The sequence below is a fragment of the Burkholderia sp. B10 genome (assembly GCF_004368385.1).
Taxonomy (GTDB): Bacteria; Pseudomonadota; Gammaproteobacteria; order Burkholderiales; family Burkholderiaceae; genus Burkholderia; species Burkholderia vietnamiensis.
Map to the genome: position 1 here is coordinate 17,445 of NZ_PQMX01000053.1, position 26,296 is coordinate 43,740.

Below are 26,296 nucleotides of genomic sequence, written 5' to 3' on the forward strand. Positions count from 1 at the left end.
CCGACGCCGGCAGAGCGGCGCGCCGCTACGCGGCCAGCATCGCATCGAGCAGCCACGCGCCGGCCGGGCCGAGCGGCCGGTTGCGCGACCACACCGCATCGACGCGGACCCGGCGTGGCCAGCCGCGCGCACGCAATTCACACAGCCGGTCGCGCGCGAAGTGCTCGACCATCCAGCGCGGCAGTTCGGCCCAGCCGAACCCCAGCACCGCCATTTCCAGCAGCATCAGGTAGCTCGGCGCGAGCCAGCGCTGCGTGCCGACGACGATCCGGTCCTCCGCGCGCTGGTCCTCCGGTTTCACGTACGTGTTCAGGCGCAACTCGCGCGCGTCGCGCAGCGCCGCATGCGGCACCTCGGCGTCGCCGTAGGCGGCCAATGCATGCATGCGCCCGACGAACAGGCCGATCTCCGATTCCTCCGCGACCGTCGCCGCGCCGATATCGGCCGGGTAGACGGCCCGCGCCGCCATCAGCCCGAGCTGCGCGCGGCCTTGCTGGATCAGGTCGAGCACGTCGTCGTGCTCGGCGATCTGGCATTCGAGCTCGAGCGCCGGAAAACGCCGCTCGAGCGCCATCAAGGTTTCCTCGTAACGCTTCGACTGGTAGGTGTCCGACACGACCAGCGTCAGGCGCGCTTCCTCGCCGTGCGCGAGCCGCGCGGCGATGCGGTCGATCGCCGCGCCGGCCTCCAGCGCGCGCTGCACCTGCGGCAGCAGCGCGCGGCCGGCATCGGTCAGCGTCGGCGTGCGCGTCGCTCGGTCGAACAGCCGCACGCCGAGGTCGATCTCGAGGTTCGCGATCGCTTCGGATACCGTCGACTGGCGCTTTCCGAGCTTGCGCGCGGCGGCCGAGAACGAGCCGAGCTGGGCGGCTTCGGCAAAGGCGAGCAGGGCTTCGGGAGCGTGGCGCATGCGGCGGGTCTCATCTCGTTATATCGGCAAAACCGATGGTATCAAACTGGATGAGCGTCGTCGGACCGATCAGAATGGCCGCATCGGTTGAAACCAATGCATCGGAGGGAATCATGCAACAGACCAGCAAGACGCTGATGGAGCGCTTCGTTCACGCGCTGACGTTCGAACTCGTGGCGATCGCGCTGTGCGCGCCGCTCGGCGCGTGGCTGCTCGACATGCCGGTGTCGCACGTGGGCGCGTTGACGGTGATGGTGTCGTTGATCGCGATGGCGTGGAACATCGCGTTCAACGCGCTGTTCGACCGCTTCGAGCGCCGGGCGCGCGTCGCGCGTACGCTGCGCATGCGCGTCGTGCATGCGGTGGCGTTCGAGCTCGGCCTCGTCGCGATGGTGGTGCCGCTCGCCGCATGGTGGCTGAACGTCGGCATCGTCGACGCGCTGCTGCTGGATCTCGGGATCGTGCTGTTCTTTCTGCCGTACACGTTCGGCTTCAACCTCGCGTACGACGCGCTGCGCGCCCGCATCGTCGCGCGCCGCGTCGCCGCGCAGGCGGGCTGACCGAGCGCCGGCGGCGCACGGCGCGGCGTCAGTAAGTCAGTGCGCGGCGGCCCACAGCCACGCGCCGCACGCGATCGCGACCGCCCCGTACACCGCATACACGGGCGCCTTGAAGCGCGCGAAGCACAGCGTCGCGAACGCGCCGGTGAGCCAATAAACGGGATCGACCGGCTCGCGATGCAGGATCTTGACGACGGCGACGACGAGAAAGCCGGTGGTTGCCGCACGCAGCAGCCGCATTCCGTGCTCGAAGCGCGAATGGCGCTTGAGCCGCGACAGGTGGTTCTGCGCGAACACGACCAGACACCCGGACGGCACGAACAGCGCGGTCGTCGCGAGCAGCGCGCCGAGCCAGCCGTCGGTCAGATAGCCGAGAAACGGCACGACGTTCAGCAACGGGCCGGGCGAGACCGGCGACAGCGCGAACGCGAGCGTGAAGTCGTGATCGGAGATGCCGGTCGCGGGCGACACGAACAGCGTCTTGAGCACCGGCAGCGCGGAGAAGCCGCCGCCGAACAGCGTCATGCCGGCGCCGGCGAGCCGCGGCCACAACAGCGTCGCCTGGTAGTCGCCCGGCAGCGGCACGGCGAACACCGCGACGAGCACGGCGAGCAGCACGAGCAGGTTGCGATCGCGCGCGGACAGCGTGAAGTCGACCGCCGCGTGTTGCGGCGGCCCACTGAGCCAGCCCGCGGCGAACGCCGCGAACAGGATGCCGACGAACGCGGCCGGGCTGTGCGCGAAAGCGAGCAGGATCGTCGACAGCGCGGCGATCAGCTGCTCCAGCGGCGTGCGAGCGAGCGTGCGCAACTGCTTGAGCCACGTGACGCCGATCAGCGCGGCCAGCACCATCCCGAAGTGATTGATCAGCATCGGCGTGGTCAGCGAGCGCACGATCGGCGTGCGATAGAACGCCGCGAACAGCGTCATCAAGAGGAAGAACGGCAATACGCTCGCGATGCCGGCGATCCATGCGCCCACGCGGCCGTGCAGCGTCTGGCCGACCTGGATCGCGACATTGCAGCCGACCGGGCCCGGCACGAGCCATGCGAGCGCGACGAGATCGGCGAATACCTGCGGGTCGATGCGCTGCAGGCGGTCGACATAGTGGCGTTCGAGTTGCGCCATCATCGACAGGCCGCCCCAGGACACGGCGGAAATGCCGGCGACGACCTTGAACAGGGTCCACAGCGACGCCTGAGCCTGATCGATACGTTCGGCCGCTTCGACTTCGACGGTAGTCATGACGAGTGCAGTTGGCGCCGGATCCGGTCGCGCGTGAGGGCGTGCCGGCGGAGCGCCGGCACGATGGCCCTCCCGATTGTCCGCCGCGCATCATGACACTGCCATGCGCGAAAACGCTAATTAATGAACTAAACAACCGGATCGGAAACCGAAACAATCGGCATGCAGCGCAACGCGCCGCGTATGGCGGAACGTCAGGTGCCCGTGCTGCCGGCGGCGCGCAGCGCGCCGCCGCTCGACCCGCCGCCGTACACGCCGTAGCGGGCGATCAGGGCGGGGATCGCGTCGGCCGGCACCGGCCGCGAGAACAGGAAGCCTTGCGCTTCGATCTCGCCGAGCGCTGACAGCCACGCGATCTGCTCCTCGGTCTCGGTGCCTTCGACGACCACCGTCAGGCCGAGCGAGCGCGCGAGATGCACGATCGACGACACCATCACGCACACGCTGCGATCGTTCGGGATCGCCTGCACGAACGAGCGGTCGACCTTCAGCGTATCGACGGAGAAGCGGTGCAGGTACGACAGCGACGAGTAGCCGGTGCCGAAATCGTCGAGCGCGATGCGGATGCCGAGCTTCTTCAGCGCGACGATCTTCTCGGACACCAGCTCCGGATATTCCATCATCGCGGTTTCGGTGATCTCGAGTTCGAGCCGGCTCGCGTCGATGCCGGTGTCCTGCAGCGCCTGCGAAATCGTCTCGATCAGGTCGCCGCGCCAGAATTGCACCGGCGAGATGTTGACCGCGAGCGTCAGCGTGTCGTGGCCGTCGTCGCGCCAGCGCGCGAGCTGCTCGCACGCAGTGCGGATCACGAAGTCGCCGATCGGCACGATCAGCCCGGTCGATTCGGCCGTCGAAATGAATTCGTTCGCGGAGATGATGCCGTGCTCGGGATGGTCCCAGCGCGCCAGCGCCTCGAAGCCGGTGATCGTGCGGTGGGTGAGATCGATCTTCGGCTGGTACGCGAGGAACAGCTGCGCTTCGGCGAGCGCGACGCGCAGCTGCTGCTCCCAGCGCATCAGGTGATCGGCGCGGTGCGACAGATGCGGCGCGTAGAACTGATAGCAGTTCTTGCCGGCGTCCTTCGCGCTGTACATCGCGAGGTCGGCCTTCTTCAGCAGGTCGATCTCGCTTTCGTTCGCGACCGTGTGCAGCGCGATGCCGATGCTGGCGTGCAGCACGAACGAGCTGCCGCGCACGTCGAACGGCTCGGCGAACATCCGGATCACCGATTCGGCGAGCCGCACCGCGCGGCGCTCGATGTCGTCGCCCTTCATCACGACGACGAACTCGTCGCCGCCGATCCGGGCGAGCGAGCCCTCGTCGCCGACGGCGTCCGACAGGCGCGACGCGGTCATCTGCAGCACGATGTCGCCGGCGTTGTGGCCGAGCGTGTCATTGACGGTCTTGAAGTTGTCGAGGTCGATGAACAGCAGGCCGAGCCGCGACAGGCTGGCCGGCATCGACACGTCGTTGCGCAGCCCGCGCAGCGTCGCGTAGCGGTTCGCGAGCCCGGTCAGCAGATCGTATTCGGCGAGTTGCGTCATTTCGCGCTCGCGGCCGAGCAGCTTGCCGATCAGCCCGGTCGCGACGCCGAAGAACGCGAGCATCGCGAGCGTGATGAAGCTCGTCATCAGCAGATAGACGTTGCGCGTGTGATAGTAGTCCGCGAACTCTTCCTTCTGCGACAGCCCGACCATCACCGCGAGCGGATAGCCGTCGAGGTGGCGGTACGACACGATGCGCGTGACGCCGTCGATCGGATCGACGATCGTGCCGGTCACGCGTTCGGCGATCGGATAGACGCCCGACGCGGAGAACGCGCCCGGCGCGTTGCTGAACGAGCCGGTGCGCCGCGCGAGCACGGCGCCCGTGTCCGACACGACGGCGATCACGCCTTCCTTGCCGATCGCCGCGTTGTTGTAGAAGTCGTTGGTGAAGTAGCTCGGATCTTCGGATACCACGACGATGCCCGCGAAGCTGCCGTCCGGGTTGTTCAGGCGACGCGTCATCTGCAGCGTCCAGTGGCTCGACACGCGGCCGAGCACGGGCTTGCTGATGTACAGACGGTCGTCGTTGTGCGCGAGATGGACCTTGAAGTGCTCGCGATCGGCGAGGTTGATCGGCTTCGGATGCGGCTCGGTGGTGTTCGCGAACAGCACGCCCTTGGCGTTGACGAGCGATACCTGGATCAGCGTGTCGCTGGGCACCACGCCTTTCTCGACCGCGCTCGCGAGATTGAAGCGCGCGGGCGACTTCTCGAACTCGAACTTGACGAAGCGGGTGATCTGGTCGACCTGGTGAATCGCCTTCACCGTGTGCTGTTCGAGCGCGGACGACAGGATCGCCGCGGACGCCGCCGCTTCCTTGTACGCGCTGTCCTTCTCCACCGACAGCCGCGCGACGATCACCGCCCACAGCAGTGCAAGCGCCAGCATCCCGAGCAGCGGGATGGCGAACAGCGCACGCCGGCGCGACCTACGCGGCGCGCGCAGCGGCCGCGTCGGCGGCGTGTGATTTGACCGGGCGGAGCTCATCGAAGAGGGCGGCGTTCTGCTCGCGTGCGTCATCCCGTGTCGGGATGGTCGGCTAGGGTTGGGGCGCACCGGCGTCTGTTCGTTCGCGGGATGCGCAATCAAGGACAGACCCGCCGAAGCGACGGATTAGGCCCGATATTACTGGCTGGAACGCTTTTGCGATAGCCGGGGAATCGTAGGGGGCACCGGCATCGCCGGCGCCGTCGCACATTGCGAAACGTCAGGCGGGCAGGGAGAAGGTGCCGTCCACGATCGTGACGACGTTGCCGCCGATCCAGATCGTGCCGTCGTCGTCGTAGCGTACGGCGATGCGGCCGTCGCGGCCGATCGCGGTGCCCTGGCGCGCCGTATACGACGCGCCGGGCCGCCGTTGCTGGCGGCTCAGCAGGCCGGCGATCGCGGCGTTGGCGCTGCCGGTGACCGGGTCTTCGCCGGTCGCGAAGCCGCCGCCGCTCATCAGGCAGCGAATTTCGAACGTTGCCGGGCCGCCGTCGGGATGCGGCGCGTAAGCGGCGAGCCCGTGCGTGCCGTAGCGGTGGGTGAGCGCGGCCAGCGCGGCCGGATCGGGCGCGAGGCCGACGCACGCGTCGGCCGACGTCAGCCGCACGACGAGCCACGGCGCGCCGTTGTCGACCGCGCACGGTTCGGCGTCCGGATCGATCGCGTCGCTGCGCAGCGCGGCTGCCAACGCCGGGTAGTCCGAACGGTCGAGCGGCGTGAAGCGCGCCGGCGGCGCGGCGAAGGCCCAGCCGTCGGGCTGCTCGCGCAGCTCGACGCGGCCGACGCCGCACTGCTGGATCAGCCGGCCGGGCGTGCGCGGCCGCGCGCCGCTTTCGAGGAACGCGTGCGCGGTGCCGAGCGTCGGATGACCGGCGAACGGCAGTTCGCCGCCCGGCGTGAAGATCCGGACGCGATAATCGGCCTGCGGATCGCTCGGCGTGCAGACGAACGTGGTTTCCGACAGGTTGGTCCAGCGGGCGATCGTCAGCATGTCGTCGTCGCCGAGCGAGTCGGCGTCGAACACCACGGCGAGCGGGTTGCCCTTGAACGGTACCGACGTGAAGACGTCGACCTGTTTGAAACGGACGCGGCGGCCGGTCATCGCGATGCGCGCGTTACGCGACTTCGGCGATCAGCTCGATCTCGACGCACGCGCCGAGCGGGATCTGCGCGACGCCGAACGCCGAGCGCGCATGCTTGCCGGCGTCGCCGAACACTTCGGCGATCAGCTCCGACGCGCCGTTCGTGACGACGTGCTGCTCGGTGAAGTCGAGCGTCGAGTTGACGAGGCTCATCAGCTTCACGATGCGCGTGACCTTGTTCAGGTCGCCGGTGTGAGCGTGCAGCGTCGCGAGCAGGTCGATCGCGATCGAGCGCGCGGCCGCCTTGCCGTCTTCGGTGGTCAGATCGGCGCCGAGCTTGCCGGCCCAGACCTTGCCGTCCTTCTTCGCGATGTGGCCCGACAGGTACACGGTGTTGCCGCTTTGCGCGCTCATCACGTAGGCGGCGGCCGGTGCGCCGGCGGTCGGGAGCTCGATGCCGAGCGACTTGAGCTTGTCGTAGACGTTAGCCATGAATTCGATTCCTCGTAGAGAGTCGTGACAGGTGAAAGGGGTCAAAGGCGCTCGCGCAGCAGCTTGCCCAGGCGCGCGACGCCTTCCTCGATCTTTTCCGGCGGCACCGTCACGAACGACAGGCGCAGCGTGTTGCGCTGCGCGTCGTTCGCGAAGAACGGCGCGCCCGGCACGAAGGCGACGTGGTCGGCGACCGCCGCCTCGAGCAGCTTCATGCTGTCGATCTGCGCGGGCAGGTTCACCCAGATGAACATGCCGCCTTCCGGGCGGTTCCACGTGACGCCTTCCGGCATGTGACGCGCGAGCGACGCGAGCATCGCGTCGCACTGCGCGCTGTACAGCTTGCGGATCGTCGGGATGTGCTCGTCGAGGAAGCCGTCCTTGATCACTTCGTGCGCGATGCGCTGCGTGAGCGTCGGCGTGTGCAGATCGGTGGCCTGCTTGGCCTGCACGAGCTTGAAGTGCAGCTCCTCGGGCGCAATGATGTAGCCGAGCCGCAGGCCCGGCGCGAGCACCTTCGAGAACGTGCCGAGGTGGACGACGTGATCCGGCGCCATCGACAGCATCGTGGGCAGCGGCTCGCCCTGGTAGTTCAGCGCGCCGTAAGGATCGTCCTCCAGCACCGGGAACGGGCTCGACTGCGCGAACGCGGCGAGCGCGCGGCGGCGCTCGACGGGCAGGCGGCGGCCGGTCGGGTTCTGGAAGTTCGGTTGTGCGTACAGCAGGCGCGCGCCCTGGGTCAGGGCCGGCGTCAGGCCTTCCGGCAGCAGGCCCTGCTCGTCGGTCGGCACCTGCACGTAGCGCGGCTCGTACAGCGAGAACGACTGCAGCGCGCCGAGGTAGGTCGGGGTTTCGACGAGGACCGGGCTGTCCGGATCGATCAGCGCCTTGCCGAGCAGGTCGAGCGCCTGCTGCGAGCCGGTCGTGATCAGCACCTGCGACACGCGCACGCCGTAGCGCTCGGCGATCCATTCGCGCAGCGGCAGGTAGCCTTCGGTCGCGCTGTACTGGAGCGCGGCGGCCGGCGCGTCGCGCAGCACGAGGTCGGCGGCGGCGCGCATCCGTTCGGCCGGGAACGTGACGGGGGCGGGCAGGCCGCCGGCGAACGAGATGACCTCGGGGCGTTCCGTTACCTTCAGGATCTCGCGGATCGCCGAGCTGGTCAGCTTGCGGGCGCGTTCGGAAAGCTGCCAGTGCGGCGGGTGCAGGTCGCTCGGATTCATAGTCTCCTCGTTCGGATATCGGGGTCAGTCAAGAAAGGTCGGGTCGGGCTGATGGCGTCGCCGCCGCCGGGTGGGCGTGCGGGAGCGCGCTCTGGCCTTCGCGGCCGGGTGGGCAGAACCGTTCAGGCAAAGCGAACATTATGGCGCACCTCATCAGCCGGCGCGAGCGGGACGCGCGGCCATGGCCACCGCCGAGCGGCGGCCGAGCATCACGGTCGCGATCACGGCGGCCGCGAACAGCCACGTGGCGGGCGTCACCGTTTCGCCGAACAGCAGCGCGGAAAACGCGATCGTGAAGAAGATCTGCAGCAGCTGCACCTGGCCGACGCGGGCGGTGCCGCCCATCGCGAGCCCGGCGTACCACGCGAAAAAGCCGATGAACTGCGAAAACAGCGTCACGTAGCCGAACGCGAGCCACGTGCGTAGCGCGAGCGGCGCCGGGTGCGCGACGTGCTGCGCCCACGCGAGCCAGCCGACCGGCAGCACCAGCACCGGCGCGGACACGACCAGCGCCCAGCAGATCACCTGCCAGCCGCCGATCTGGCGCGCGAGGCGCGCGCCTTCCGCATAGCCGAGCGCGCCGATGCCGACCGCGACGAGCATCAGTGCATCGCCCGCCTGTACGGTGCCGCCGCCGTCGCGCAGCGCGAACGCGATCACGAGCGCGCTGCCTGCCAGCGCGCTGGCCCAGAACGCCTTCGACGGCCGTTCGTGCGACAGCCACGCCGCGTACAGCGCGACGAACAGCGGCTGCAGCCCGTTGACGACGGCGCCGTGCGACGCCGGCACCGTCTTCATCGCCCACGCGGAGAACACCGGATACGCGACGATCACGCCGGCCGACACGACGGCGAGGCTTTTCAGCTGCGCGCGCGTCGGCAGCCGCTCGCGGCGCCACCACAGCAGCAGGCCGGCCGGCACCGACGCGGCGAGCGCGCGGCCGAGCCCGTTCAGAAGCGGGTTGAGCTCCGAGACGACGATGCGCGTCATCGGCAGCGTGAGGCTGAAGATCATCACGCCGACGAGGCCGAGCAGCATGCCGCGGGTTTCGCGGGAATTCATCAGGTAGGTGCTCCTTATCGGCGTATCGGTGTATCGCTGTATCGGCGGGTTTCGGTGAGCGGGCGCGCGGCGGCGTTCAGCGCAGCGTGCGGGTGCCGTGCGGCGTATCGAAGTGCGCGACGAGGGCGGGCGGCCCGTCGCCGGCTTCGACGCCGAGCAGGTGAGCGGCGCCGAGCCAGTCGAGCTGCTCGCGGATCGCCTCGGCACGCGGATGGACGCCCTCGAGCGACTTCAGCGCGACGCCGGTGTCCGGCAACGAGGCGGCCGGGTGCTGCGCGCTGTCCCACTGGATCAGCGACGGCACGAGGCCGTCGCCGGCGCCTTGCCAGGCGGGGAACGCGCCGTCGTCCGGCACCGTCAGGCCCCAGCTGAGGTCGCCGCGGCGCATCGCCACGACCGGCGCGATCCGCTCGGGGTACTGGCTCCCCCACAGCGCGAGCGAGCGCGGCCGGTCGACGCGCGCGACCCAGTGCGCGAGGAACGGACCGTCGGCGAGCCGTGCGTGCATCGCCGGATCGTCGAGCGCGAACAGCCGCGGGCGCGGCGGCGTCGAGTCGGGGGCAGCCGTGTCAGGCGCGTCGGGGTCGATCGCGATCACTTCGACGTACAGCCCGCCCCATGCGCCGAACAGCGCGTTGTGGGTGCGCATCAGCGGATGGCGGCCGCCGCCGGACGGTTCGATGCCGAGCGCGCGGGCGACATGGCGCACGCCTTCGTCGAGCGTGCGCGCAGCAATGACGAGATGGTCGATGGACAGGGAACGGGAGGGCATGAACGTCGGTCGGGAAAGGAGGGTGTCACGGTGGGCGGTCGGTCGCACGGCCGGCCGAGGCCGCAGGCGCCGCCGATGCGGCACGCCCGCGATGGCCGCACGATCGCCATTGCGGACAACTGTAATCGTCCGGACCGGCACAGTAACGGTACAATCGGCGCGATAGCCTTCGGTACAGTTGGAGCTGCCGCCCATGTCCACCGTCCCACTCGCCCAGATTCCCGCGCCGCACGACACGGCGACGCTCACGCTCGTCGACCAGCTCGTCCAGTGGGCGCGCCGCCGCATCGACGAACGTGTGTTCCGGCCCGGCATGCGGATGCCGTCGATCCGCAAGCTCGCGCTCGACAAGAGCGTGTCGCGCTTCACCGTCGTCGAGGCGTACGAGCGGCTGGTGGCGCAGGGCTACCTGGACTCGCGGCGCGGCTCCGGCTTCTACGTGAGGGAACGCACGGCCGCGGGCCCGCAACCGGCCGACCACGTCGGCCGCGCGGCCGAGGCCGTGCCGGTGCACAACACGATCGACGTCGTCTGGCTGCTGCGCAACATGCTGCACACCGTCAGCCCGGAGAAGGGGCCGGGCCTCGGCTATCTGCCGGCCCGCTGGCTCGACGGCGAGCTGATTACCGGCGCGCTGCGCGCGCTCGGGCGCCAGTCGGGCGCGCAGATGCTCGGCTTCGGCACCGCGCAGGGCTTCCTGCCGCTGCGCCAGCAATTGCAGACGCGCCTCGCCGAAGTCGAGATCGGCGCCAAGCCCGAGCAGCTGGTGCTGGTGTCGGGCATCACGCAGGCGATCGACCTGATCTCGCGCATCTACGTCCGGCCCGGCGACGCGGTGATCGTCGGCGATCCGGCGTGGTTCCAGATGTTCGGCCGTTTTGCGGCGCAGGGCGCGCAGCTCGTCGGGATGCCGTACACGCCCGACGGCCCCGATCTCGACGCGCTCGAGACGCTCGTGCAGATGTGGCGGCCGAAGATGCTGGTGATCAATTCGGTGCTGCAGAACCCGACCGGCACGTCGCTGTCGGCCGCGCAGGCGTTCCGCATCCTGAAGCTGGCCGAGGCGTACGATTTCCTCGTCGTCGAGGACGACGTGTACGGCGACCTGTGCCCGCCGAGCTATTCGGCTACGCGGCTCGCGAGCCTCGACCAGCTCAAGCGCGTCATTTACCTGGGCAGCTTTTCGAAGACGCTCGCGGCGAACCTGCGGGTCGGCTACGTCGCGTGCGCGCCGGAGATCGCGAAGGCGGTGACCGACCAGAAGATGCTGGTCGGGATGACGACGCCCGAGCTCAACGAGCGCGTGCTTTACAAGATCCTGACCGAAGGGCACTACCGGCGCCACGTCGAGCGGCTGCGCGCGCGGCTCGACGGCGTGCGCGACAAGACCGCGCGGATGCTGGAGCGCACCGGGCTGCGGCTCTTCACGATGCCGGCGGCCGGGATGTTCCTGTGGGCCGACACGGGCGTCGATTCGGACGCGCTCGCCGCTGCCGCGCACGAGGCAGGATTCTTGCTGACGCCCGGCAGCCTGTTCTCGCCGCAGCAGTCGACGTCGACGTGGACGCGCTTCAACGTCGCGAATTGCGGGGATCCGGCGCTGCCGGGGTTTCTCGCGCGCTATATCGAGTCGGCCGCGCGACGCGCATCGTGACGCTGCGGCGGCCGCCCCCTTGAAAACCGGGCGGCCGTCCCCAGATTTGCGCGCAAACCGCTTGCGCCAGGCGGTCGTCCTTGACGGGCCAGCCCGCGTCACGTACCGGGCGCCCGCGCCACACCATTCGAGTTCAAGTAAGAGGAAAAGCATCCATGGCACACGAAACGATGAGCTTTCAGGCAGAGGTCAAGCAACTCCTCCACCTGATGATCCATTCGCTCTACAGCAACAAGGAAATCTTCCTGCGCGAACTGGTGTCGAACGCGTCCGACGCGGCCGACAAGCTGCGTTTCGAAGCGCTCGCCGACAACGCGCTGTACGAGAACGATCCGAACCTGCGCATCCGCATCGGCTTCGACAAGGCGGCGCGCACGATCACGATCGAGGACAACGGCATCGGCATGAGCCGCGACGAGGCGATCGCGAACCTCGGCACGATCGCGCGTTCGGGCACCAAGGAATTCTTCACGAAGCTCTCCGGCGACCAGCAGAAGGATGCGGCGCTGATCGGCCAGTTCGGCGTCGGCTTCTACTCGGGCTTCATCGTCGCCGACAAGATCTCCGTCGAGACGCGCCGCGCCGGCCTGCCCGCGAACGAAGCGGTGCGCTGGGAAAGCGCCGGCGAGGGCGACTTCACGATCGACGCGATCGAGCGCGCGCAGCGCGGCACGACGATCACGCTGCATCTGCGCGAAGGCGAGGACGAGCTGTTGTCGTCGCACCGCCTGAAGTCGATCATCCAGAAGTATTCCGATCACATCGCGCTGCCGATCCTGATGCGCAAGGAAGAGTGGGACCAGGAAAAGGGCGAGATGGTCCTGAAGGACGAGGACGAGACGGTCAACCAGGCCAGCGCCCTGTGGACGCGCTCGAAGAGCGACATCAGCGACGAGCAGTACACGCAGTTCTACCAGCACATCGCGCACGACCACCAGGATCCGCTCACGTGGACGCACAACCGCGTCGAAGGCCGCAGCGAATACACGCAGCTGCTGTTCGTGCCGGCGCACGCGCCGTTCGACCTGTGGAACCGCGACTACCGCGGCGGCCTGAAGCTGTACGTGAAGCGCGTGTTCATCATGGACGACGCCGAGCAGCTGCTGCCGCAATACCTGCGCTTCGTGAAGGGCGTCGTCGATTCGGCCGACCTGCCGCTGAACGTGTCGCGCGAAATCCTGCAGGAAAGCCGCGACGTGAAGGCGATCCGCGAGGGCGTGACCAAGCGCGCGCTGTCGATGCTCGAGGAGCTGGCCAATGCCGAAGACGACGCCGGCAAGGAGAAGTACAAGACGTTCTGGAGCGCGTTCGGCCAGGTGCTGAAGGAAGGCCTCGGCGAGGACCACGCGAACCGCGAGCGCATCGCGAAGCTGCTGCGCTTCGCGTCGACGCACGGCGACACCGACGCGCAGGACGTGTCGCTCGCCGATTACGTGTCGCGCATGAAGCCCGAGCAGAGCAAGATCTACTACGTGACCGCCGATACGTGGCAGGCCGCGAAGAACAGCCCGCATCTGGAAGTGTTCCGCAAGAAGGGTGTCGAGGTGCTGCTGCTGACCGATCGCGTCGACGAATGGATGCTGTCGTTCCTGCACGAGTTCGACGGCAAGCCGCTCGCGAGCGTGGCGCGCGGCGATCTCGACCTCGGCGAGCTGAACGACGAGGAGAAGAAGGCGCAGGAGCAGGCGGGCGAAGCGATCAAGCCGGTCGTCGAGAAGATGAAGGAAGCGCTCGGCGACAAGGTGAAGGAAGTGCGCGCCACGTTCCGCCTGACCGATTCGCCGTCGTGCCTCGTCGCCGACGACAACGACATGAGCGGCTACCTGCAGCGCATGCTGAAGGCGGCCGGCCAGAACGCGCCGGCGATGCAGCCGATCCTCGAGATCAATCCGGACCACGCGCTCATCAAGCAGCTCAACGTCGACAGCGCCGATTTCGGCGACTGGTGCCATCTGCTGTTCGACCAGGCGCTGCTGGCCGAAGGCGGGATGCTCGACGATCCGGCGAGCTTCGTTAAGCGCACCAACACGCTGCTGCTGTCGCGCGCCGCGTGAACTCGCGCATGCGATTCGACGGCGCACGCTCGGGCTGGCGCGCAACGCCCCGGCCCGGCTGCACGCTCGAGCAGCGCGACTGGCTCACGCGCGGCGGTTCGCTGACCGCGCATCTCGCGCGGCTCGGCAGCGTGAGCGTGCGCGTGACGCGCGAGGCCGTCGATTGCCCGTGGTTCGACGAGCCTGCCGCGGTCGGACGCGCGCCGCGCGCGCCGATGTGGGTGCGCGAGGTGATCCTGTCGGTGGACGGCGTGCCGTACGTCGCCGCGCACAGCATCGCGCCGCTCGCGGCCAGCAAGGGCGCATGGCAGGCGATGCGGCGGCTGCGCACGCGCCCGCTCGCCGAATTGCTGTACAGCGACCCGCAGGTCGCGCGCTCGGCGCTCGTGAGCCGGCGCGTGATCGCCGGCCATCCGCTGTATGCGCTCGCGAGCCATGCGCTGCAGCGCGAGCGCGCGCCGCATGCGTTCGCCGCGCGGCGCTCGGTATTCCAGCGGCACGGCGAGCCGCTGATGGTCACGGAATGCATGCTGCCGGCGTTGTGGCGCCATCTCGCCGCGCACGGCGACGGCCCGCGCTCGCTCGGGCCGCGGGCAGACGCGTGATGCTGCAAGGCTTTCCACCCGTCGTCGCGCGCGACACGCACACGATGATCCTCGGCAGCTTTCCCGGCGAGGCGTCGCTCGACGCCGCGCAGTACTACGCGCATCCGCGCAATCAGTTCTGGCGCCTGCTCGGCGCGGTGCTCGGCGAACCGGGGCTCCACGAGCTCGCCTACGACGCGCGGCTCGAGCGCGTGCTGTCGTACGGCGTCGGCATCTGGGACGTCCTCGATGCGTGCCATCGGCAAGGCAGTCTCGATTCGGCAATCCGCAATGCGAAGCCGAACGACTTCGCGTCGCTGCGCGCGCATGCGCCGTTGTTGAGGAAGGTGTGCTTCAACGGGAAGACGGCCGGGCGGTTTGCCGACGTGATCGGCGAGGCCGGCTACGAGACGCTCGTGCTGCCGTCGTCGAGCCCGGCGTATGCGATGCTGTCGTTCGAGCAGAAGCTGGTGCAGTGGCGGCGCATCGTCGGTTGATCGGCTTCGGCGGCGGGCGAACGTCAGTGGTAGTCGCTTTCTCGCTGGTGACGCACGGCAAGGACCGTCACCGTCCGGCTGTCGTCGATTTCGAACAGGGCGACGTAGCCCGATGCGCCGAACGGGATGAGCAATTCCCGCAGAAACGGCATCGACGGATGAGCCTTGCGGCACGTGAACGGCGACGATTCCAATGTTGCGATACCCGAAGCGATAGCTGCCAGCGCACGCTCGGCCAGTTCGACATCCGCATCGTCGCGCTCGACGATGAACGTATAGAGCTCGCTCAGATCACGGGATGCCGCCGGTGTGAAGCGAACCATATACGTCATCGCGCCTGTCGTGTCCTGGCACGCAGCGTGTCGAGCTGCCGGCCCAGTCGTTCCAGTACCTCGGACGACGACACATATTCCCCGGTACGACGAGCCTCGTCGCGCGACGCGATACCGCGCGCGATGAATTCGCTCTGGAGGCGACGGCGTTCGATGCCTTCGCGGATCGATTGCTCGACGAATGCCGATAGCGTTTCGCCTTCCTGAAGGACGTTCTCGGCCGCTTCTCGCAATTCCGGTTCGACCCGAATCGACGGAAAAGTCGCAGTTTTCATCATGACCTCTTCTGTATCGCAGTTGCGATGCATTGTCGCGCACGGCCTTGTCGCCGGCAAGAGTCGCCACCGTGGCCGCCCCGTCCGCCGGGCACGCCGCGCCGACCCGCGACCGAGCAATGCTATCCTCTCGTCCGCTTATCCAGCGTCATCCAACGAGATTCAACATGACCCGACTCATCAAGCGCGCGTCCGCCGAGGCGCGCGCATTCAAGCAGCGCAAAGCGTCCGCGTACAACGGCTCCGAAAAACTGCAGCCGCCGCGCCTGAAGCGCCGCCCGGAAATCGGCGAGCACGACGACGTGCCCGTTCTCGAAGCGCCGCGCAAGCCGCGCTTCGCGCCCGTCACGTTTTCGGAGGAGCGCGGCGTGCGCTTCCTGCATTTCGGGACCGAATGGGTGCAGGGCGCGATGCGCCTGTCGAAGCCGTTCGCGATCGAACTCGAATACGCGCAGCAGATGATGGCATGGCTGCTGTTCCTCGAAACGCCCGCGCGCATCGTTCAGCTCGGCCTGGGCACCGGCGCGCTGACCAAGTTCGCGCATCGCTTCCTGCCGCACGCGAAGGTCGAGGCCGTGGAGCTGAACCCGGCCGTGATCGTCGCGGCGCGCACGATGTTCGCGCTGCCGCCGGACGACGCGCGCCTGGTCGTTCACGAGGCCGACGCGTGGGACTTCGTCAACGATCCGGCCAACCGCGGCACGACGGGCGCGCTGCAGATCGACCTGTACGACGCGACCGCCCGCGGCCCGGTGCTCGACAGCGTCGCGTTCTACCGCGCGGTGCGCGGCTGCCTCGCCGACGCGGGCATCGCGACGATCAACCTGTTCGGCGATCATCCGAGCTTCGTGCGCAACATGAAGCACCTGAACGCGGCGTTCGATCATCGCGTGGTCGCGCTGCCGGAAGTGCACGACGGCAACCGGATCGCGATCGCGTTCTCCGGCCCCGCGCTCGACGTGTCGTTCGCGCAGCTCGAAGCACGCGCGAAGCTGATCGAAGACACGCTCAAGCTGCCCGCCCGCAGCTGGGTGAAAGCCTTGAAAGAAACGACCGGCGCACGCGACGCCTCGTTCGCGATCTGACGCTGAGGCACCGGCCGCATGCCGGTGCAACCGCGCGTGCGGGGGCGGATCACCTCGGGTTCGCCCCCGCTTGACCACGCAGCCGCGGCTCCTATACTTGCGCGAAGCCAGGGGAGCCGCAGCTTACCCGTTTTGCCGCTCCTCTCGCCGCCGTACCCGCTCAACAAGATCGATAACCGGGAATGATGAGGAGACGTCATGGCTCACGATGCCGACGCCAATCGGGCCGCGAAGCGCTGGCTCTGGCTGCTGGTGCTGCCGCTGATCGCGATGGTCTGGGTGCCGTCGTACAGCAAGATCGAACCGCAATGGTTCGGGTTTCCGTTCTTCTACTGGTACCAGCTGCTGTGGGTGTTCATTAGCGCGGTGATCACCGCGTTCGTGTACCGGAAGACCAAGCACGCATGGAAGGCCGGCGGCTCGCAGGGAGGTGCGCAATGAACCTCGGCGCCACCTTCGTCTTCGTCCTGCTGTTCATCGGCGTCACCATCCTCGGCTTTCTCGCCGCGAACTGGCGGCGCGGCGATCTCGCCCATCTCGACGAATGGGGCCTCGGCGGCCGCCGCTTCGGCACGATCGTCACGTGGTTCCTGCTCGGCGGCGATCTCTATACGGCCTACACGTTCGTCGCGGTGCCCGCGCTCGTGTTCGGCGCCGGCGCGATGGGCTTCTTCGCGTTGCCGTACACGATCCTGATCTATCCGTTTGCGTTCGTCGTGTTTCCGAAGTTGTGGAGCATCGCGAAGCGTCACGGCTACGTGACCGCGGCCGATTTCGTCCACGCCCGCTACGGCAGCCGGATGCTCGCGCTCGCGATCGCGGTGACGGGCATCGTCGCGACCATGCCGTACATCGCGCTGCAGCTGGTCGGCATCGAAGTGGTGATCGGCGCGCTCGGCTTCGACACCACCGGCTTCGTCGGCGACCTGCCGCTGATCATCGCGTTCGCGATCCTCGCCGCGTACACCTACACGTCGGGGCTGCGCGCACCGGCGATGATCGCGATCGTGAAGGACATCCTGATCTACATCACGATCGCCGCGGCGATCATCGTGATCCCGGCCAAGCTCGGCGGCTTCGGGCACATCTTCGCGACGGTGCCGCCGGCCAAGCTGCTGCTCAAGGCGCCGGACGCGACGAGCCTGAACGGCTACAGCGCCTACGCGACGCTCGCGATCGGCTCCGCGCTCGCGTTGTTCCTGTATCCGCATTCGGTCACGGCGATCCTGTCGTCGTCGTCGGGCAACACGATTCGTCGCAACATGGCGATGCTGCCCGCGTATTCGTTCGTGCTCGGCCTGCTCGCGCTGCTCGGCTACATGGCGCTCGCCTCCGGCGTGAAGGACATGCCGCAATACGCGCCGTACTTCAAGGCGTTCGGCCCGAACTTCGCGGTGCCCGCGCTGTTCCTCAACTACTTCCCGTCGTGGTTCGTCGGCGTCGCGTTCGCGGCGATCGGCATCGGCGCGCTGGTGCCGGCGGCGATCATGTCGATCGCGGCCGCGAACCTCTATACGCGCAACATCCACCGCGAGTTCGTCAACCGCAACATGACGCACCACCAGGAGACGCACGTCGCGAAGCTGGTGTCGCTGATCGTGAAGGTCGGCGCGGTCGCGTTCATCCTCGGGCTGCCGCTCACGTATGCGATCCAGCTGCAACTGCTCGGCGGGATCTGGATCATCCAGACGCTGCCGGCGATCGTGCTCGGCCTGTACACGCGCGTGCTCGACCATCGCGGGCTGCTGGCCGGCTGGGCGGCAGGCATCGTCTGCGGGACGTGGATGGCGATCTCGCTGAAGCTGGCGAGTTCGATCTTCACGATCCATCTGTTCGGTCTCGCGATTCCCGGCTATGCGGCGGTGTGGTCGCTGATCGTGAACCTGGTCGTGTCGGTGGTGGTGAGCGTGCTGGTGCGCGCGATGGGCGTCGCGCATGCGGAGGATCGCACGCGGCCCGAAGACTATCTCGACGTGATCGAGGGCTGAAGCCGGCTGCCCCGCAGGAAGGACGCCCGCCGCTGCGCAGCGGCGGGCGTTGTCATTTGCGTCAGGCTTGCGCGTGCTTCGCGAGGTCGTCGCGCTGCGACAGATCCTCGACGTTGACCATCCAGTGCACGCCGAAGCGATCCTTCGCCATCCCGAAGCCGAGCGCCCAGAACGTCTTGCCGAACGGCATCGTCACTTCGCCGCCGTCGGCGAGCGCGTCGAACAGCTTCTGGCCGTCTTCGACCGTCGCCGGGTTCAGCGACAGCGAATAGCCGGCGTGCGCGCCGCCGCCCGGCTGGCTGCAGTCGCCGTCCGAGCACATGATCATCGAGTCGCCGATCGTGAAACTGGCATGCATCACCTTGTCGGCCATCTCCGGCGACATCGGGAAATCGGGGTTCGGCGGCGCATCCTTGAAGTGCATCTTGAACATCGTCTTCGCGCCAAGCGCCCGTTCGTAGAACTGAAGGGCTTCTTCCGCACGGCCATAGAACGTCAGATACGGTTGGACCTGCATCGTTGTCTCCTGTTGACCGGAGCGGCATGTCGGCGCCGCGCCGGGTGCTGCGACGATTGACCGAAACGGCGCGCCGGGATGCGGCCGGCGCACTCGTGACGTGGATTGTAGTGCGCGGGCCCGGAGATCGAACGAAAAATAAAAACGGCCGCGAACATGCAGTTCGCGGCCGTCGGGCACGCATGGTGACGGCTGCTGCCAGTGCGGCGGCAAGCTTGCCCGCCGCGCTCGCGCGCCGCCAGGCTCAGCGCAGCGCGGCGATCAGTTTCTCGAGCTTGACCGCATCGGCGGCGAATACGCGGATGCCTTCGGCAAGTTTTTCCGTCGCCATCGCGTCGTCGTTCAGCTGGAAGCGGAACGACGCTTCGTCGATCGCGACGCGTTCGGTGGGCTTGTCGTGCAGCGCGTCGGGCGACAGCTTGCGCTCGACCGGATCGTTGCTGTCCTGCAGCTTCTGCAGCAGGTCGGGGCTGATGGTCAGCAGATCGCAGCCGGCCAGCTCGATGATCTGGCTCGTCGTGCGGAAGCTCGCGCCCATCACCTCGGTGTGGTATCCGAACGTCTTGTAGTAGGTGTAGATGCGGCGCACGGACTGCACGCCCGGATCGTTCGCGCCGCCGTCCTTCGCTTCGTCCCAGTCGGCGCCGGCCTGCTTCTTGTACCAGTCGTAGATGCGGCCGACGAACGGCGAGATCAGCTGCGCGCCCGCTTCGGCGCACGCGGCGGCCTGCACCAGCGAGAAAAGCAGGGTCATGTTGCACTTGATCCCTTCCTGCTGCAGCACCTGCGCCGCGCGGATGCCTTCCCAGGTCGAGGCGAGCTTGATCAGGATGCGTTCGCGGCCGATGCCGGCTGCTTCGTACAGCTTGATGAGCTCGCGGCCCTTGTCGATCGAGCGCTGCGTGTCGAACGACAGGCGCGCGTCGACTTCGGTCGACACGCGGCCCGGGATCAGCTTCAGGATCTCGGTGCCGAATGCGATCAGCAGGCGATCGATGATGAAATCGGTGCTTTCGTTGCGGTGATCGCGGACGGTTTTCTCGAGAATCGGCTTGTACGCGTCCTTCTGGACGGCCTTCAGGATCAGCGACGGGTTCGTGGTCGCGTCCTGCGGCTTGTATTGCGCGAGCTGCTGGAAATCGCCCGTGTCGGCGACGACGGTCGTGTACTGCTTCAGCTGGTCGAGTGCGGTAGTCATGGCGATTCGGGAGGAGGGCGCAAGGCGCCTGGGTTCTCACGGGCCGCGCGAGCGCGGCAGCGAAGCGAGACGGCGCGGGGCGCCGCCTGCGATCCACTATTCTAGGCCCGATTCGCGTCGCGCACGTGATGGCGCGCCGCTCGGCCGGCACGAGGCGGCGCCGTGCGCGCGGTTATGCGGGGCGTCGCGCGTTCAGGATCACTTGCGTGACGATCCCGGCCACGAGCCCCCAGAACGCCGATCCGATCGACAGCAGCGTGAGGCCCGACGCCGTGACCATGAACGTGACGAGCGCTGCTTCGCGCTGCTTCACGTCCTGCATCGCATTCGCGAGCCCGCTCATGATCGAGCCGAACAGCGCGAGCGCTGCGACCGACACGACCAGCGCCTTCGGCAGCGCCGCGAACAGCGCGGCGATCGTCGCGCCGAACACGCCGGCGATCAGATAGAAGGTGCCGCACCAGACGGCGGCCGTGTAGCGCTTCGCGTGATCCTCGTGCGCTTCGGGGCCGGTGCAGATCGCGGCCGTGATCGCCGCGAGGTTCACGCCGTGCGAGCCGAACGGCGCGAGCAGCAGCGAGGCGAGCCCGGTCGTCGCGATCAGCGGCGACGACGGCGTCGCATAGCCGTCCGCGCGCAGCACCGCGATGCCCGGCACGTTCTGCGACGCCATCGCAACGACGAACAGGGGAATGCCGATGCTGACGATCGACGCGATCGAGAACGCCGGCATCGTGAACACCGGCTGCGCGAGCGCGATGTGGAAGCGGCTGAAGTCGAGCAGGCCGAGGCCGCCGGCCACCGCGGTGCCGACGATCAGCGTCGTGACGATCGCGTAGCGCGGCGCGGCGCGCTTGACGATCAGGTAGGTGAAGAACATCGCGAGCACGAGGGCGGTCTGGAACTGGGCCGCGCGGAAGATCTCGATGCCGATCTCGAACAGGATGCCGGCGAGCAACGCGGCCGCGATGCCGGCCGGAATGCGCTTCATCAGCGTATCGAACAGCCCGCTCACGCCGACGGCCGTCAGCAGCAGCGCGCAGACGACGAACGCGCCGATCGCTTCGGGATACGGCACGCCGGGCAGCGACGCGATCAGCAGCGCGGCGCCCGGCGTCGACCACGCGACGACGACCGGCGCGCGAAACCGCAGCGACAGCCCGATGGTCGTGAGCGCCATGCCGATCGACAGCGCCCAGATCCACGACGAGATTTGCGCATCGGTGAGGTGCGCGGCGCGGCCGGCCTGGAACATCAGCACGAGCGAGCTCGTGTAGCCGGTCATCATCGCGACGAAGCCGGCGACGAGCGCCGACACCGACGTATCGGCGAAAAAGCGGCGGCCGCCGGCGCGGCCTGCGCTCGCGGTGGGCGAGGGATTCATGCTATCTCCGAGGGGGAGGCCGCCCGTGCGGCCTGCGGGTCTGCTGGGTGGGTTCGTTATTTGCTGAGCGTGCGCATCGCGGTTTCGAGGCCCGCGAGCGTGAGCGGATACATGCGCTGGCCGAGCACGTCGCGAATGATCGCGATCGACTGCCGGTATTCCCATAGCCGCTCGGGCTCCGGGTTCAGCCATGCATGGTGGGGGAACTGGTCGGCGAAGCGGCGCAGCCACACGGCGCCGGCCTCCGGGTTGTTGTATTCGACCGAGCCGCCGGGCTGCAGCACTTCGTACGGGCTCATCGTCGCGTCGCCGACGAAGATCAGCTTGTAGTCGGGCGTGAACTTGTGCAGCACGTCCCACGTCGCGGTGCGCTCCGACTGGCGCCGGCGATTGTTCTTCCACAGGTGGTCGTACACGCAGTTGTGGAAATAGTAGAACTCGAGGTGCTTGAACTCGGCCTTCGCGGCCGAGAACAGTTCTTCGGTGCGCTTGATGTGGTCGTCCATCGAGCCGCCGACGTCGAGCAGCATCAGCACCTTCACGTTGTTGTGGCGCTCGGGCACCATCCGCAGATCGAGCCAGCCGGCGTTCGCGGCCGTGCTGCGGATCGTGCCGGGCAGGTCGAGCTCCTCGGCCGCGCCTTCGCGCGCGAAGCGGCGCAGGCGGCGCAGCGCGACCTTGATGTTGCGCGTGCCGATCTCCACCGAGTCGTCGTAGTCGCGATACGCGCGCGCCTCCCACACCTTGACCGCGGTGCGGTTGCCGTTCGACGGGCCGCCGATGCGGATCCCTTCGGGGTTGTAGCCGCCGTGGCCGAACGGCGAGGTGCCGCCGGTGCCGATCCACTTGTTGCCGCCTTCGTGGCGCTCCTTCTGCTCGTCGAGCAGCGCCTTCAGGCGCGCCATCAGCTTGTCGAGCCCGCCCATCGCTTCGATCTGCGCCTTCTCGTCCGGCGACAGCTCGCGCTCGAGGCGCTTCTCGAGCCAGTCGAGCGGAATGTCGAACGCGTCGGACGGCAGCGCGGACACGCCGTGGAAATACGCGCCGAACGCCTGGTCGAACTTGTCGAAGTACTGCTCGTCCTTCACGAGCGTCATCCGCGCGAGGAAGTAGAACGCGTCGATCGACGGCGAGATCAGGCCGGCCTTCAGCGCTTCGAGCAGCGTCAGGTATTCCTTCACCGAGACGGGCAGCTTGGCTGCGCGCAGCGCGTAGAAGAAATTGAGCAGCATGGCCGGGCCTTCGCGCGTGGGTTACCGGTTGTGCCGGTTCATGTAGACGAGCCGCTCGAGCAGGCTCAGATCCTGCTCGTTCTTCAGCAGCGCGCCGGCGAGCGGCGGGACGATCTGCTTCGCGTCGGCGCCGCGCAGCGCGTCGGCGGGGATGTTCTCGGCGAGCAGCAGCTTCAGCCAGTCGAGCAGCTCGGACGTCGACGGCTTCTTCTTGAGGCCCGACACGCTGCGCAATTCGAAGAAACTCTGCAGCGCGGCCTGCAGCAGCTCCTCGCGGATGTTCGGGAAGTGGACCGCGACGATCTTCTGCATCGTCGACGCATCGGGAAACTGGATGTAGTGGAAGAAGCAGCGGCGCAGGAACGCGTCGGGCAATTCCTTCTCGTTGTTCGACGTGATGATCACGAGCGGGCGATGCTTCGCGCGCACCGTCTCGCGCGTCTCGTACACGTGGAACTCCATGCGGTCGAGCTCGCGCAGCAGGTCGTTCGGGAATTCGATGTCGGCCTTGTCGATCTCGTCGATCAGCAGCACGCTCGGGCGCTCGGCGTCGAACGCCTGCCACAGCACGCCTTTCACGATGTAGTTCGCGATGTCCTTCACGCGTTCGTCGCCGAGCTGCGAGTCGCGCAGGCGCGAGACGGCGTCGTATTCGTACAGGCCCTGCTGCGCTTTGGTGGTCGACTTGATGTGCCACTGCAGCAGCGGCATGTCGAGCGCGGCGGCCACTTCCTCGGCGAGCATCGTCTTGCCGGTGCCGGGTTCGCCCTTGATCAGCAGCGGGCGCTGCAGCGTCAGTGCGGCGTTGACCGCGAGCTTCAGGTCGTCGGTGGCGACGTAGTGCGAGGATCCTTCGAAACGCATGGCGGCGCTCTTTTCTGGTCTCAAAAAAAACCAGTATAAGTCAGAAGGGCTGTCCGGTTGGCGCGCTCCCGCGTATCGTTGCCGGGGCTGCGGCGGGCCGGGCGCGGGCGCCGTGTGGACGCATTCCCCGCCGACGCGGTACAATCTGGCCGTTTTTTTTGGCCTGCGTGGCGACCGATAAGCAAAACGGCGCGGGCCGTTGCCGCTTCGGCGCCAGTTTCCCCTCAAGCTAGGTTACAAGAGCTATGAACAAATTCGTCGGCAAACACGTCGTTGTCGCGGCGCTCGTGGCGCTCGCGGGCAGCGCGCAGGCGGCCGGTGTGGTCGGCAACCCGAAGGACGGGGCGAGCAAGGCCGCCATGTGCATCGGTTGCCACGGCATCCAGGATTACCGCGCGGCGTACCCGGAGGTCTACCGGGTGCCCGTCCTCGGCGGCCAGAACCAGCAATATCTCGAGAACGCGCTGAAGGCCTACCGCAAGAAGGATCGTCACTTCCCGTCGATGAATGCGATCGCCGGTTCGCTGACGGATCAGGACATCGCGGATCTGGCGGCCTACTATGCCGCCCAGAAGGCCGACACGAAGGACAATCCCTACAAGTAAAGCGCGCGCCGCCGATCAGACCGGCGGGACAGGAGCATTCATGAACAACGCATTCAAGACGGCGGCGGTGGCACTGGCGGCCGGCCTCGCGATCGGTACCGCGCATGCGGCGGACACGACGAAGGGCAAGGAACTGGTCGAGTCGCACAACTGCGCGGCCTGCCACGGCGCGCAACTGAACAAGCCGATCAACGCCGAATATCCGCGCCTCGCGGGCCAGCACGCCGACTACCTCGTGTGGGCGATGCGCCAGTACCAGATGGGGCTGACGAACCCGCTGCTCGGCCGCAACAACGCGATCATGCAGGCGCAGGTGCAGAATCTGTCGGTGAGCGACATGAAGGACATCGCCGCCTACATCGAGTCGCTGAAAGAAACCGATCTCGTCTTCAAGAAGTAAGTGTGCCGGGCCGAGCGGCCCGTGCAGCGAAATACCCCGCCGCGGCGGGGTATTTTTTTGTCCGCGCGGCGGCGGCCGGCGGCCGGCGATCGCGCTGCGGCCCGCGGTCAGTCGCGCGACGCGCGGCGCAGGATGCGTTGCAGATAGGCGTCGGTGTCCGGCGGCGTGCCGGTGCGCTGCGCTTCCCAGATCGTCTCGCCGAGACATTCCATGATCGTGTGCTGCGCTTCGTGCGTCGAGTCGAGCTTCGCGGCCAGCTTGTCGTGCGCGGCGCGGATGCCGGGCGGCTGGTCGATCGACAACTGCTCGCTGATCGCGAGGTGCATCGACAGGTGCAGGAACGGGTTCGTGCGACCTTCCTCGGGCGTGTAGTTGCGCGCGGCGGCGCCGTCGGCGTCCGCGAGCTCGTCGTGGTATTCGGGGTGTTCGACGATCCAGTCGGCGGCCATCGCTTCCAGCGGCGTCAGGATCTCGCCTGCGCGCTGCTTGCGCCAGGTTTCGGTGAAAAAGCGACGGACTTCGTCGCGACTCGGATTGAACATGATCGGGGAAACGTCGTGATTCGGACGGCCTGATGCCGCGTCGCGCATTGTACGCCGGGTCGGCGGGCGGTGCTGGCGGGCGGTTGGGCGCGAGCGGAACGCGCGTTGCGGGATGCGGCGGGCGGCCGCGATTGGGTGCGCAGGCCGCGTTGGCCGCGCGCCTCGCAACGGATGAGCGGGGGCTAGGCTTGCGGACGCCGGACCGCTAGACTCCGTCGATCGCCGTCGTCGCGCTCGTTGCGCTCCATCATGTCCGCCACCGCCCGTTCATCGTCCGCCGCGCTGCGAGGCGCGTTCTATGTCGCGCTGTCCGCCGCCGCGTTCGGCGCGATGGCGATTTTCGGCCGCTATGCGTATGCGGCCGGCGTCGACGTGCTCGGCCTGCTGATCGTGCGGTTCGCGATCGGCGGCGCGATCCTCGCGGCGATTGCGCGGCGGCGGCGCGTCGCGTGGCCGCGCGGGCGCAGGCTCGCGCCGCTCGTCGCGATGGGCGCGCTCGGCTACGTCGGGCAGTCGTTCTGCTATTTCAGCGCGCTTCAGCATGCGCAGGCGAGCCTCGTCGCGTTGCTGCTCTATCTGTATCCGGCCTTCGTCACGCTGCTCGCAGCATGGTGGCTCGGCGAGCGCCTGACGCGCGCGAAGGCCGTCGCGCTCGTGCTGTGCGTGGCCGGCTCGGCGCTGATGGTCGGCGGCGGGCATGGCGAGCCGCTCGGCATTGGGCTCGCGCTGGCGGCCGCGGTGATCTATTCGCTGTACATCGTCGGCGGCACGAAGGCGACACGCGGCGTCGATCCGCTCGCGACTACTGCGATCATCTGCCTGTCGGCCACCGCGACGCTCGTCGCAATCGCTGTCGTGCGGACAGCGGCGTTCGGCGCGCCGCCGCGCTGGCCAGCGACGGCCGGCGGCTGGGCGTCGATGCTGGCGATCGCGCTGGTCTCGACGGTCGCCGCGATGCTGGCGTTCTTCGCCGGCCTCGAGCGGCTCGGCGCCGCGCGCACGTCGATGCTGTCGACGCTCGAGCCGGTCGTGACGGTCGCGCTCGCGGCGCTGCTGTTCGGCGAGGCGTTGTCGCCGCTGCAGTGGGTCGGCGGCCTCGCGATTCTCGCGGCCGTGCTGGCGCTCGTGCGTGCGGGCGGCGCGGCGGTCGACGATACGACGGCGACGTCCAACGCGTAGCGGGGGGCGGAAGGGCGGCGGTGGTG

Annotated in this window: 27 protein-coding genes; 11 read left to right on the forward strand and 16 right to left on the reverse strand. The window is 68.0% G+C overall.

The genetic code is table 11. The features are described from left to right. Positions 1 to 25: 25 nt before the first annotated feature. The gene (locus C3Y15_RS22915; protein ID WP_011885639.1) at positions 26 to 910 is read right to left on the reverse strand and encodes a LysR family transcriptional regulator; all 885 of its coding nucleotides are present in this window, start codon (positions 908 to 910) and stop codon (positions 26 to 28) included. Positions 911 to 1,023: 113 nt separating this feature from the next. On the opposite strand from C3Y15_RS22915, the gene C3Y15_RS22920 reads away from it, so the two are divergent. Continuing rightward, on the forward strand, positions 1,024 to 1,470 hold the full coding sequence (locus C3Y15_RS22920) for a multidrug/biocide efflux PACE transporter (protein ID WP_011885638.1): 447 nt from the start codon (positions 1,024 to 1,026) through the stop codon (positions 1,468 to 1,470). A gap of 36 nt (positions 1,471 to 1,506) precedes the next feature. On the opposite strand, the gene C3Y15_RS22925 is transcribed toward C3Y15_RS22920, so the two are convergent. The 7 genes from C3Y15_RS22925 to C3Y15_RS22955 form a co-directional block, all read right to left on the reverse strand. Then, a complete protein-coding gene (locus tag C3Y15_RS22925; RefSeq protein ID WP_011885637.1) occupies positions 1,507 to 2,715 on the reverse strand; it encodes a chromate transporter in 1,209 nt (402 codons plus the stop codon). 194 nt (positions 2,716 to 2,909) lie between these two features. After that, positions 2,910 to 5,249 carry an EAL domain-containing protein gene (locus C3Y15_RS22930; protein ID WP_034194020.1) on the reverse strand — a complete coding sequence of 780 codons (2,340 nt, stop codon included), beginning with the start codon at positions 5,247 to 5,249 and terminating at the stop codon, positions 2,910 to 2,912. A gap of 220 nt (positions 5,250 to 5,469) precedes the next feature. Beyond that, positions 5,470 to 6,351, reverse strand: coding sequence for a PhzF family phenazine biosynthesis protein (locus tag C3Y15_RS22935; RefSeq protein ID WP_014723426.1), 882 nt, complete (start codon positions 6,349 to 6,351; stop codon positions 5,470 to 5,472). 13 nt (positions 6,352 to 6,364) lie between these two features. After that, a complete protein-coding gene (locus C3Y15_RS22940) occupies positions 6,365 to 6,823 on the reverse strand; it encodes a RidA family protein (RefSeq protein ID WP_011885634.1) in 459 nt (152 codons plus the stop codon). A 41-nt stretch (positions 6,824 to 6,864) separates the two neighbouring features. Next, complete coding sequence (locus C3Y15_RS22945; protein ID WP_011885633.1) at positions 6,865 to 8,046, reverse strand: PLP-dependent aminotransferase family protein; 1,182 nt, start codon at positions 8,044 to 8,046, stop codon at positions 6,865 to 6,867. A gap of 153 nt (positions 8,047 to 8,199) precedes the next feature. Next, positions 8,200 to 9,108, reverse strand: a complete 909-nt coding sequence (locus C3Y15_RS22950) for a DMT family transporter (protein ID WP_011885632.1) — start codon at positions 9,106 to 9,108, stop codon at positions 8,200 to 8,202. A 76-nt stretch (positions 9,109 to 9,184) separates the two neighbouring features. Continuing rightward, a complete protein-coding gene (locus C3Y15_RS22955) occupies positions 9,185 to 9,880 on the reverse strand; it encodes a VOC family protein (protein ID WP_059474966.1) in 696 nt (231 codons plus the stop codon). Between the two features lie 193 nt (positions 9,881 to 10,073). On the opposite strand from C3Y15_RS22955, the gene C3Y15_RS22965 reads away from it, so the two are divergent. The 4 genes from C3Y15_RS22965 (at position 10,074) to C3Y15_RS22980 (ending at position 14,669) form a co-directional block, all read left to right on the forward strand. Continuing rightward, positions 10,074 to 11,534, forward strand: coding sequence for a PLP-dependent aminotransferase family protein (locus C3Y15_RS22965; RefSeq protein ID WP_034194022.1), 1,461 nt, complete (start codon positions 10,074 to 10,076; stop codon positions 11,532 to 11,534). A 155-nt stretch (positions 11,535 to 11,689) separates the two neighbouring features. Further along, positions 11,690 to 13,588 (forward strand): molecular chaperone HtpG, encoded by a 1,899-nt coding sequence (gene htpG / locus C3Y15_RS22970; RefSeq protein WP_045578897.1) that lies wholly within the window; start codon positions 11,690 to 11,692, stop codon positions 13,586 to 13,588. 8 nt (positions 13,589 to 13,596) lie between these two features. Next, complete coding sequence (locus C3Y15_RS22975; protein WP_069246389.1) at positions 13,597 to 14,193, forward strand: chorismate lyase; 597 nt, start codon at positions 13,597 to 13,599, stop codon at positions 14,191 to 14,193. Next, positions 14,193 to 14,669 (forward strand): DNA-deoxyinosine glycosylase, encoded by a 477-nt coding sequence (locus C3Y15_RS22980; RefSeq protein ID WP_059474967.1) that lies wholly within the window; start codon positions 14,193 to 14,195, stop codon positions 14,667 to 14,669. Before C3Y15_RS22975 ends, C3Y15_RS22980 begins: the two co-directional genes overlap by 1 nt. Positions 14,670 to 14,692: 23 nt before the next feature. Here C3Y15_RS22980 and C3Y15_RS22985 read toward each other — a convergent pair whose 3' ends face one another. Together C3Y15_RS22985 and C3Y15_RS22990 are read right to left on the reverse strand one after the other, a co-directional pair. Continuing rightward, a complete protein-coding gene (locus tag C3Y15_RS22985) occupies positions 14,693 to 15,001 on the reverse strand; it encodes a type II toxin-antitoxin system RelE/ParE family toxin (protein ID WP_059474968.1) in 309 nt (102 codons plus the stop codon). Continuing rightward, complete coding sequence (locus C3Y15_RS22990) at positions 14,998 to 15,276, reverse strand: YlcI/YnfO family protein (RefSeq protein ID WP_059696084.1); 279 nt, start codon at positions 15,274 to 15,276, stop codon at positions 14,998 to 15,000. Before C3Y15_RS22990 ends, C3Y15_RS22985 begins: the two co-directional genes overlap by 4 nt. Positions 15,277 to 15,443: 167 nt before the next feature. Between C3Y15_RS22990 and C3Y15_RS22995 the strand changes: the two genes are divergently transcribed. The 3 genes from C3Y15_RS22995 to C3Y15_RS23005 all read left to right on the forward strand — a co-directional run bounded on the left by C3Y15_RS22995 (position 15,444) and on the right by C3Y15_RS23005 (position 18,349). Further along, entirely contained in the window at positions 15,444 to 16,361 is a 918-nt protein-coding gene (locus tag C3Y15_RS22995) for a spermidine synthase (protein WP_014723418.1), read from the forward strand. 198 nt (positions 16,362 to 16,559) lie between these two features. Further along, positions 16,560 to 16,802 carry a DUF3311 domain-containing protein gene (locus C3Y15_RS23000; protein WP_011885623.1) on the forward strand — a complete coding sequence of 81 codons (243 nt, stop codon included), beginning with the start codon at positions 16,560 to 16,562 and terminating at the stop codon, positions 16,800 to 16,802. Next, on the forward strand, positions 16,799 to 18,349 hold the full coding sequence (locus tag C3Y15_RS23005; protein WP_011885622.1) for a sodium:solute symporter family protein: 1,551 nt from the start codon (positions 16,799 to 16,801) through the stop codon (positions 18,347 to 18,349). The genes C3Y15_RS23000 and C3Y15_RS23005 overlap by 4 nt, the downstream gene beginning before the upstream one ends. A gap of 61 nt (positions 18,350 to 18,410) precedes the next feature. Here C3Y15_RS23005 and C3Y15_RS23010 read toward each other — a convergent pair whose 3' ends face one another. The 5 genes from C3Y15_RS23010 to C3Y15_RS23030 all read right to left on the reverse strand — a co-directional run bounded on the left by C3Y15_RS23010 (position 18,411) and on the right by C3Y15_RS23030 (position 23,544). Continuing rightward, entirely contained in the window at positions 18,411 to 18,866 is a 456-nt protein-coding gene (locus C3Y15_RS23010; protein ID WP_011885621.1) for a VOC family protein, read from the reverse strand. Positions 18,867 to 19,110: 244 nt separating this feature from the next. After that, positions 19,111 to 20,064: a transaldolase gene (gene tal, locus C3Y15_RS23015; protein WP_011885620.1), complete on the reverse strand. Its 954-nt coding sequence runs from the start codon at positions 20,062 to 20,064 to the stop codon at positions 19,111 to 19,113. 172 nt (positions 20,065 to 20,236) lie between these two features. Further along, positions 20,237 to 21,448 (reverse strand): benzoate/H(+) symporter BenE family transporter, encoded by a 1,212-nt coding sequence (locus C3Y15_RS23020; RefSeq protein ID WP_014723415.1) that lies wholly within the window; start codon positions 21,446 to 21,448, stop codon positions 20,237 to 20,239. A 56-nt stretch (positions 21,449 to 21,504) separates the two neighbouring features. Then, entirely contained in the window at positions 21,505 to 22,680 is a 1,176-nt protein-coding gene (locus C3Y15_RS23025; RefSeq protein ID WP_011885618.1) for a VWA domain-containing protein, read from the reverse strand. A 21-nt stretch (positions 22,681 to 22,701) separates the two neighbouring features. Next, positions 22,702 to 23,544: a MoxR family ATPase gene (locus tag C3Y15_RS23030; RefSeq protein ID WP_034194030.1), complete on the reverse strand. Its 843-nt coding sequence runs from the start codon at positions 23,542 to 23,544 to the stop codon at positions 22,702 to 22,704. A 245-nt stretch (positions 23,545 to 23,789) separates the two neighbouring features. On the opposite strand from C3Y15_RS23030, the gene C3Y15_RS23035 reads away from it, so the two are divergent. Both C3Y15_RS23035 and C3Y15_RS23040 read left to right on the forward strand, forming a co-directional pair. Beyond that, on the forward strand, positions 23,790 to 24,149 hold the full coding sequence (locus tag C3Y15_RS23035; protein ID WP_011885616.1) for a cytochrome c: 360 nt from the start codon (positions 23,790 to 23,792) through the stop codon (positions 24,147 to 24,149). 40 nt (positions 24,150 to 24,189) lie between these two features. Further along, on the forward strand, positions 24,190 to 24,549 hold the full coding sequence (locus tag C3Y15_RS23040) for a cytochrome c (protein WP_011885615.1): 360 nt from the start codon (positions 24,190 to 24,192) through the stop codon (positions 24,547 to 24,549). A gap of 107 nt (positions 24,550 to 24,656) precedes the next feature. Here the strand turns inward: C3Y15_RS23040 and C3Y15_RS23045 are convergent, their stop codons facing one another. Continuing rightward, on the reverse strand, positions 24,657 to 25,091 hold the full coding sequence (locus C3Y15_RS23045) for a DUF1841 family protein (protein WP_034194031.1): 435 nt from the start codon (positions 25,089 to 25,091) through the stop codon (positions 24,657 to 24,659). Between the two features lie 249 nt (positions 25,092 to 25,340). Between C3Y15_RS23045 and C3Y15_RS23050 the strand changes: the two genes are divergently transcribed. Continuing rightward, positions 25,341 to 26,270, forward strand: coding sequence for a DMT family transporter (locus C3Y15_RS23050; RefSeq protein WP_069246286.1), 930 nt, complete (start codon positions 25,341 to 25,343; stop codon positions 26,268 to 26,270). The last annotated feature ends 26 nt before the right edge of the window (positions 26,271 to 26,296 follow it).

Coding starts and splice junctions, on each gene's coding strand:
- C3Y15_RS22915 (WP_011885639.1), bottom strand. CDS start 910: ATGCGCCACGCTCCCGAAGCCCTGCTCGCCTTTGCCGAAGCCGCCCAG.
- C3Y15_RS22920 (WP_011885638.1), top strand. CDS start 1,024: ATGCAACAGACCAGCAAGACGCTGATGGAGCGCTTCGTTCACGCGCTG.
- C3Y15_RS22925 (WP_011885637.1), bottom strand. CDS start 2,715: ATGACTACCGTCGAAGTCGAAGCGGCCGAACGTATCGATCAGGCTCAG.
- C3Y15_RS22930 (WP_034194020.1), bottom strand. CDS start 5,249: ATGAGCTCCGCCCGGTCAAATCACACGCCGCCGACGCGGCCGCTGCGC.
- C3Y15_RS22935 (WP_014723426.1), bottom strand. CDS start 6,351: ATGACCGGCCGCCGCGTCCGTTTCAAACAGGTCGACGTCTTCACGTCG.
- C3Y15_RS22940 (WP_011885634.1), bottom strand. CDS start 6,823: ATGGCTAACGTCTACGACAAGCTCAAGTCGCTCGGCATCGAGCTCCCG.
- C3Y15_RS22945 (WP_011885633.1), bottom strand. CDS start 8,046: ATGAATCCGAGCGACCTGCACCCGCCGCACTGGCAGCTTTCCGAACGC.
- C3Y15_RS22950 (WP_011885632.1), bottom strand. CDS start 9,108: ATGAATTCCCGCGAAACCCGCGGCATGCTGCTCGGCCTCGTCGGCGTG.
- C3Y15_RS22955 (WP_059474966.1), bottom strand. CDS start 9,880: ATGCCCTCCCGTTCCCTGTCCATCGACCATCTCGTCATTGCTGCGCGC.
- C3Y15_RS22965 (WP_034194022.1), top strand. CDS start 10,074: ATGTCCACCGTCCCACTCGCCCAGATTCCCGCGCCGCACGACACGGCG.
- htpG (WP_045578897.1), top strand. CDS start 11,690: ATGGCACACGAAACGATGAGCTTTCAGGCAGAGGTCAAGCAACTCCTC.
- C3Y15_RS22975 (WP_069246389.1), top strand. CDS start 13,597: ATGCGATTCGACGGCGCACGCTCGGGCTGGCGCGCAACGCCCCGGCCC.
- C3Y15_RS22980 (WP_059474967.1), top strand. CDS start 14,193: ATGCTGCAAGGCTTTCCACCCGTCGTCGCGCGCGACACGCACACGATG.
- C3Y15_RS22985 (WP_059474968.1), bottom strand. CDS start 15,001: ATGACGTATATGGTTCGCTTCACACCGGCGGCATCCCGTGATCTGAGC.
- C3Y15_RS22990 (WP_059696084.1), bottom strand. CDS start 15,276: ATGAAAACTGCGACTTTTCCGTCGATTCGGGTCGAACCGGAATTGCGA.
- C3Y15_RS22995 (WP_014723418.1), top strand. CDS start 15,444: ATGACCCGACTCATCAAGCGCGCGTCCGCCGAGGCGCGCGCATTCAAG.
- C3Y15_RS23000 (WP_011885623.1), top strand. CDS start 16,560: ATGGCTCACGATGCCGACGCCAATCGGGCCGCGAAGCGCTGGCTCTGG.
- C3Y15_RS23005 (WP_011885622.1), top strand. CDS start 16,799: ATGAACCTCGGCGCCACCTTCGTCTTCGTCCTGCTGTTCATCGGCGTC.
- C3Y15_RS23010 (WP_011885621.1), bottom strand. CDS start 18,866: ATGCAGGTCCAACCGTATCTGACGTTCTATGGCCGTGCGGAAGAAGCC.
- tal (WP_011885620.1), bottom strand. CDS start 20,064: ATGACTACCGCACTCGACCAGCTGAAGCAGTACACGACCGTCGTCGCC.
- C3Y15_RS23020 (WP_014723415.1), bottom strand. CDS start 21,448: ATGAATCCCTCGCCCACCGCGAGCGCAGGCCGCGCCGGCGGCCGCCGC.
- C3Y15_RS23025 (WP_011885618.1), bottom strand. CDS start 22,680: ATGCTGCTCAATTTCTTCTACGCGCTGCGCGCAGCCAAGCTGCCCGTC.
- C3Y15_RS23030 (WP_034194030.1), bottom strand. CDS start 23,544: ATGCGTTTCGAAGGATCCTCGCACTACGTCGCCACCGACGACCTGAAG.
- C3Y15_RS23035 (WP_011885616.1), top strand. CDS start 23,790: ATGAACAAATTCGTCGGCAAACACGTCGTTGTCGCGGCGCTCGTGGCG.
- C3Y15_RS23040 (WP_011885615.1), top strand. CDS start 24,190: ATGAACAACGCATTCAAGACGGCGGCGGTGGCACTGGCGGCCGGCCTC.
- C3Y15_RS23045 (WP_034194031.1), bottom strand. CDS start 25,091: ATGTTCAATCCGAGTCGCGACGAAGTCCGTCGCTTTTTCACCGAAACC.
- C3Y15_RS23050 (WP_069246286.1), top strand. CDS start 25,341: ATGTCCGCCACCGCCCGTTCATCGTCCGCCGCGCTGCGAGGCGCGTTC.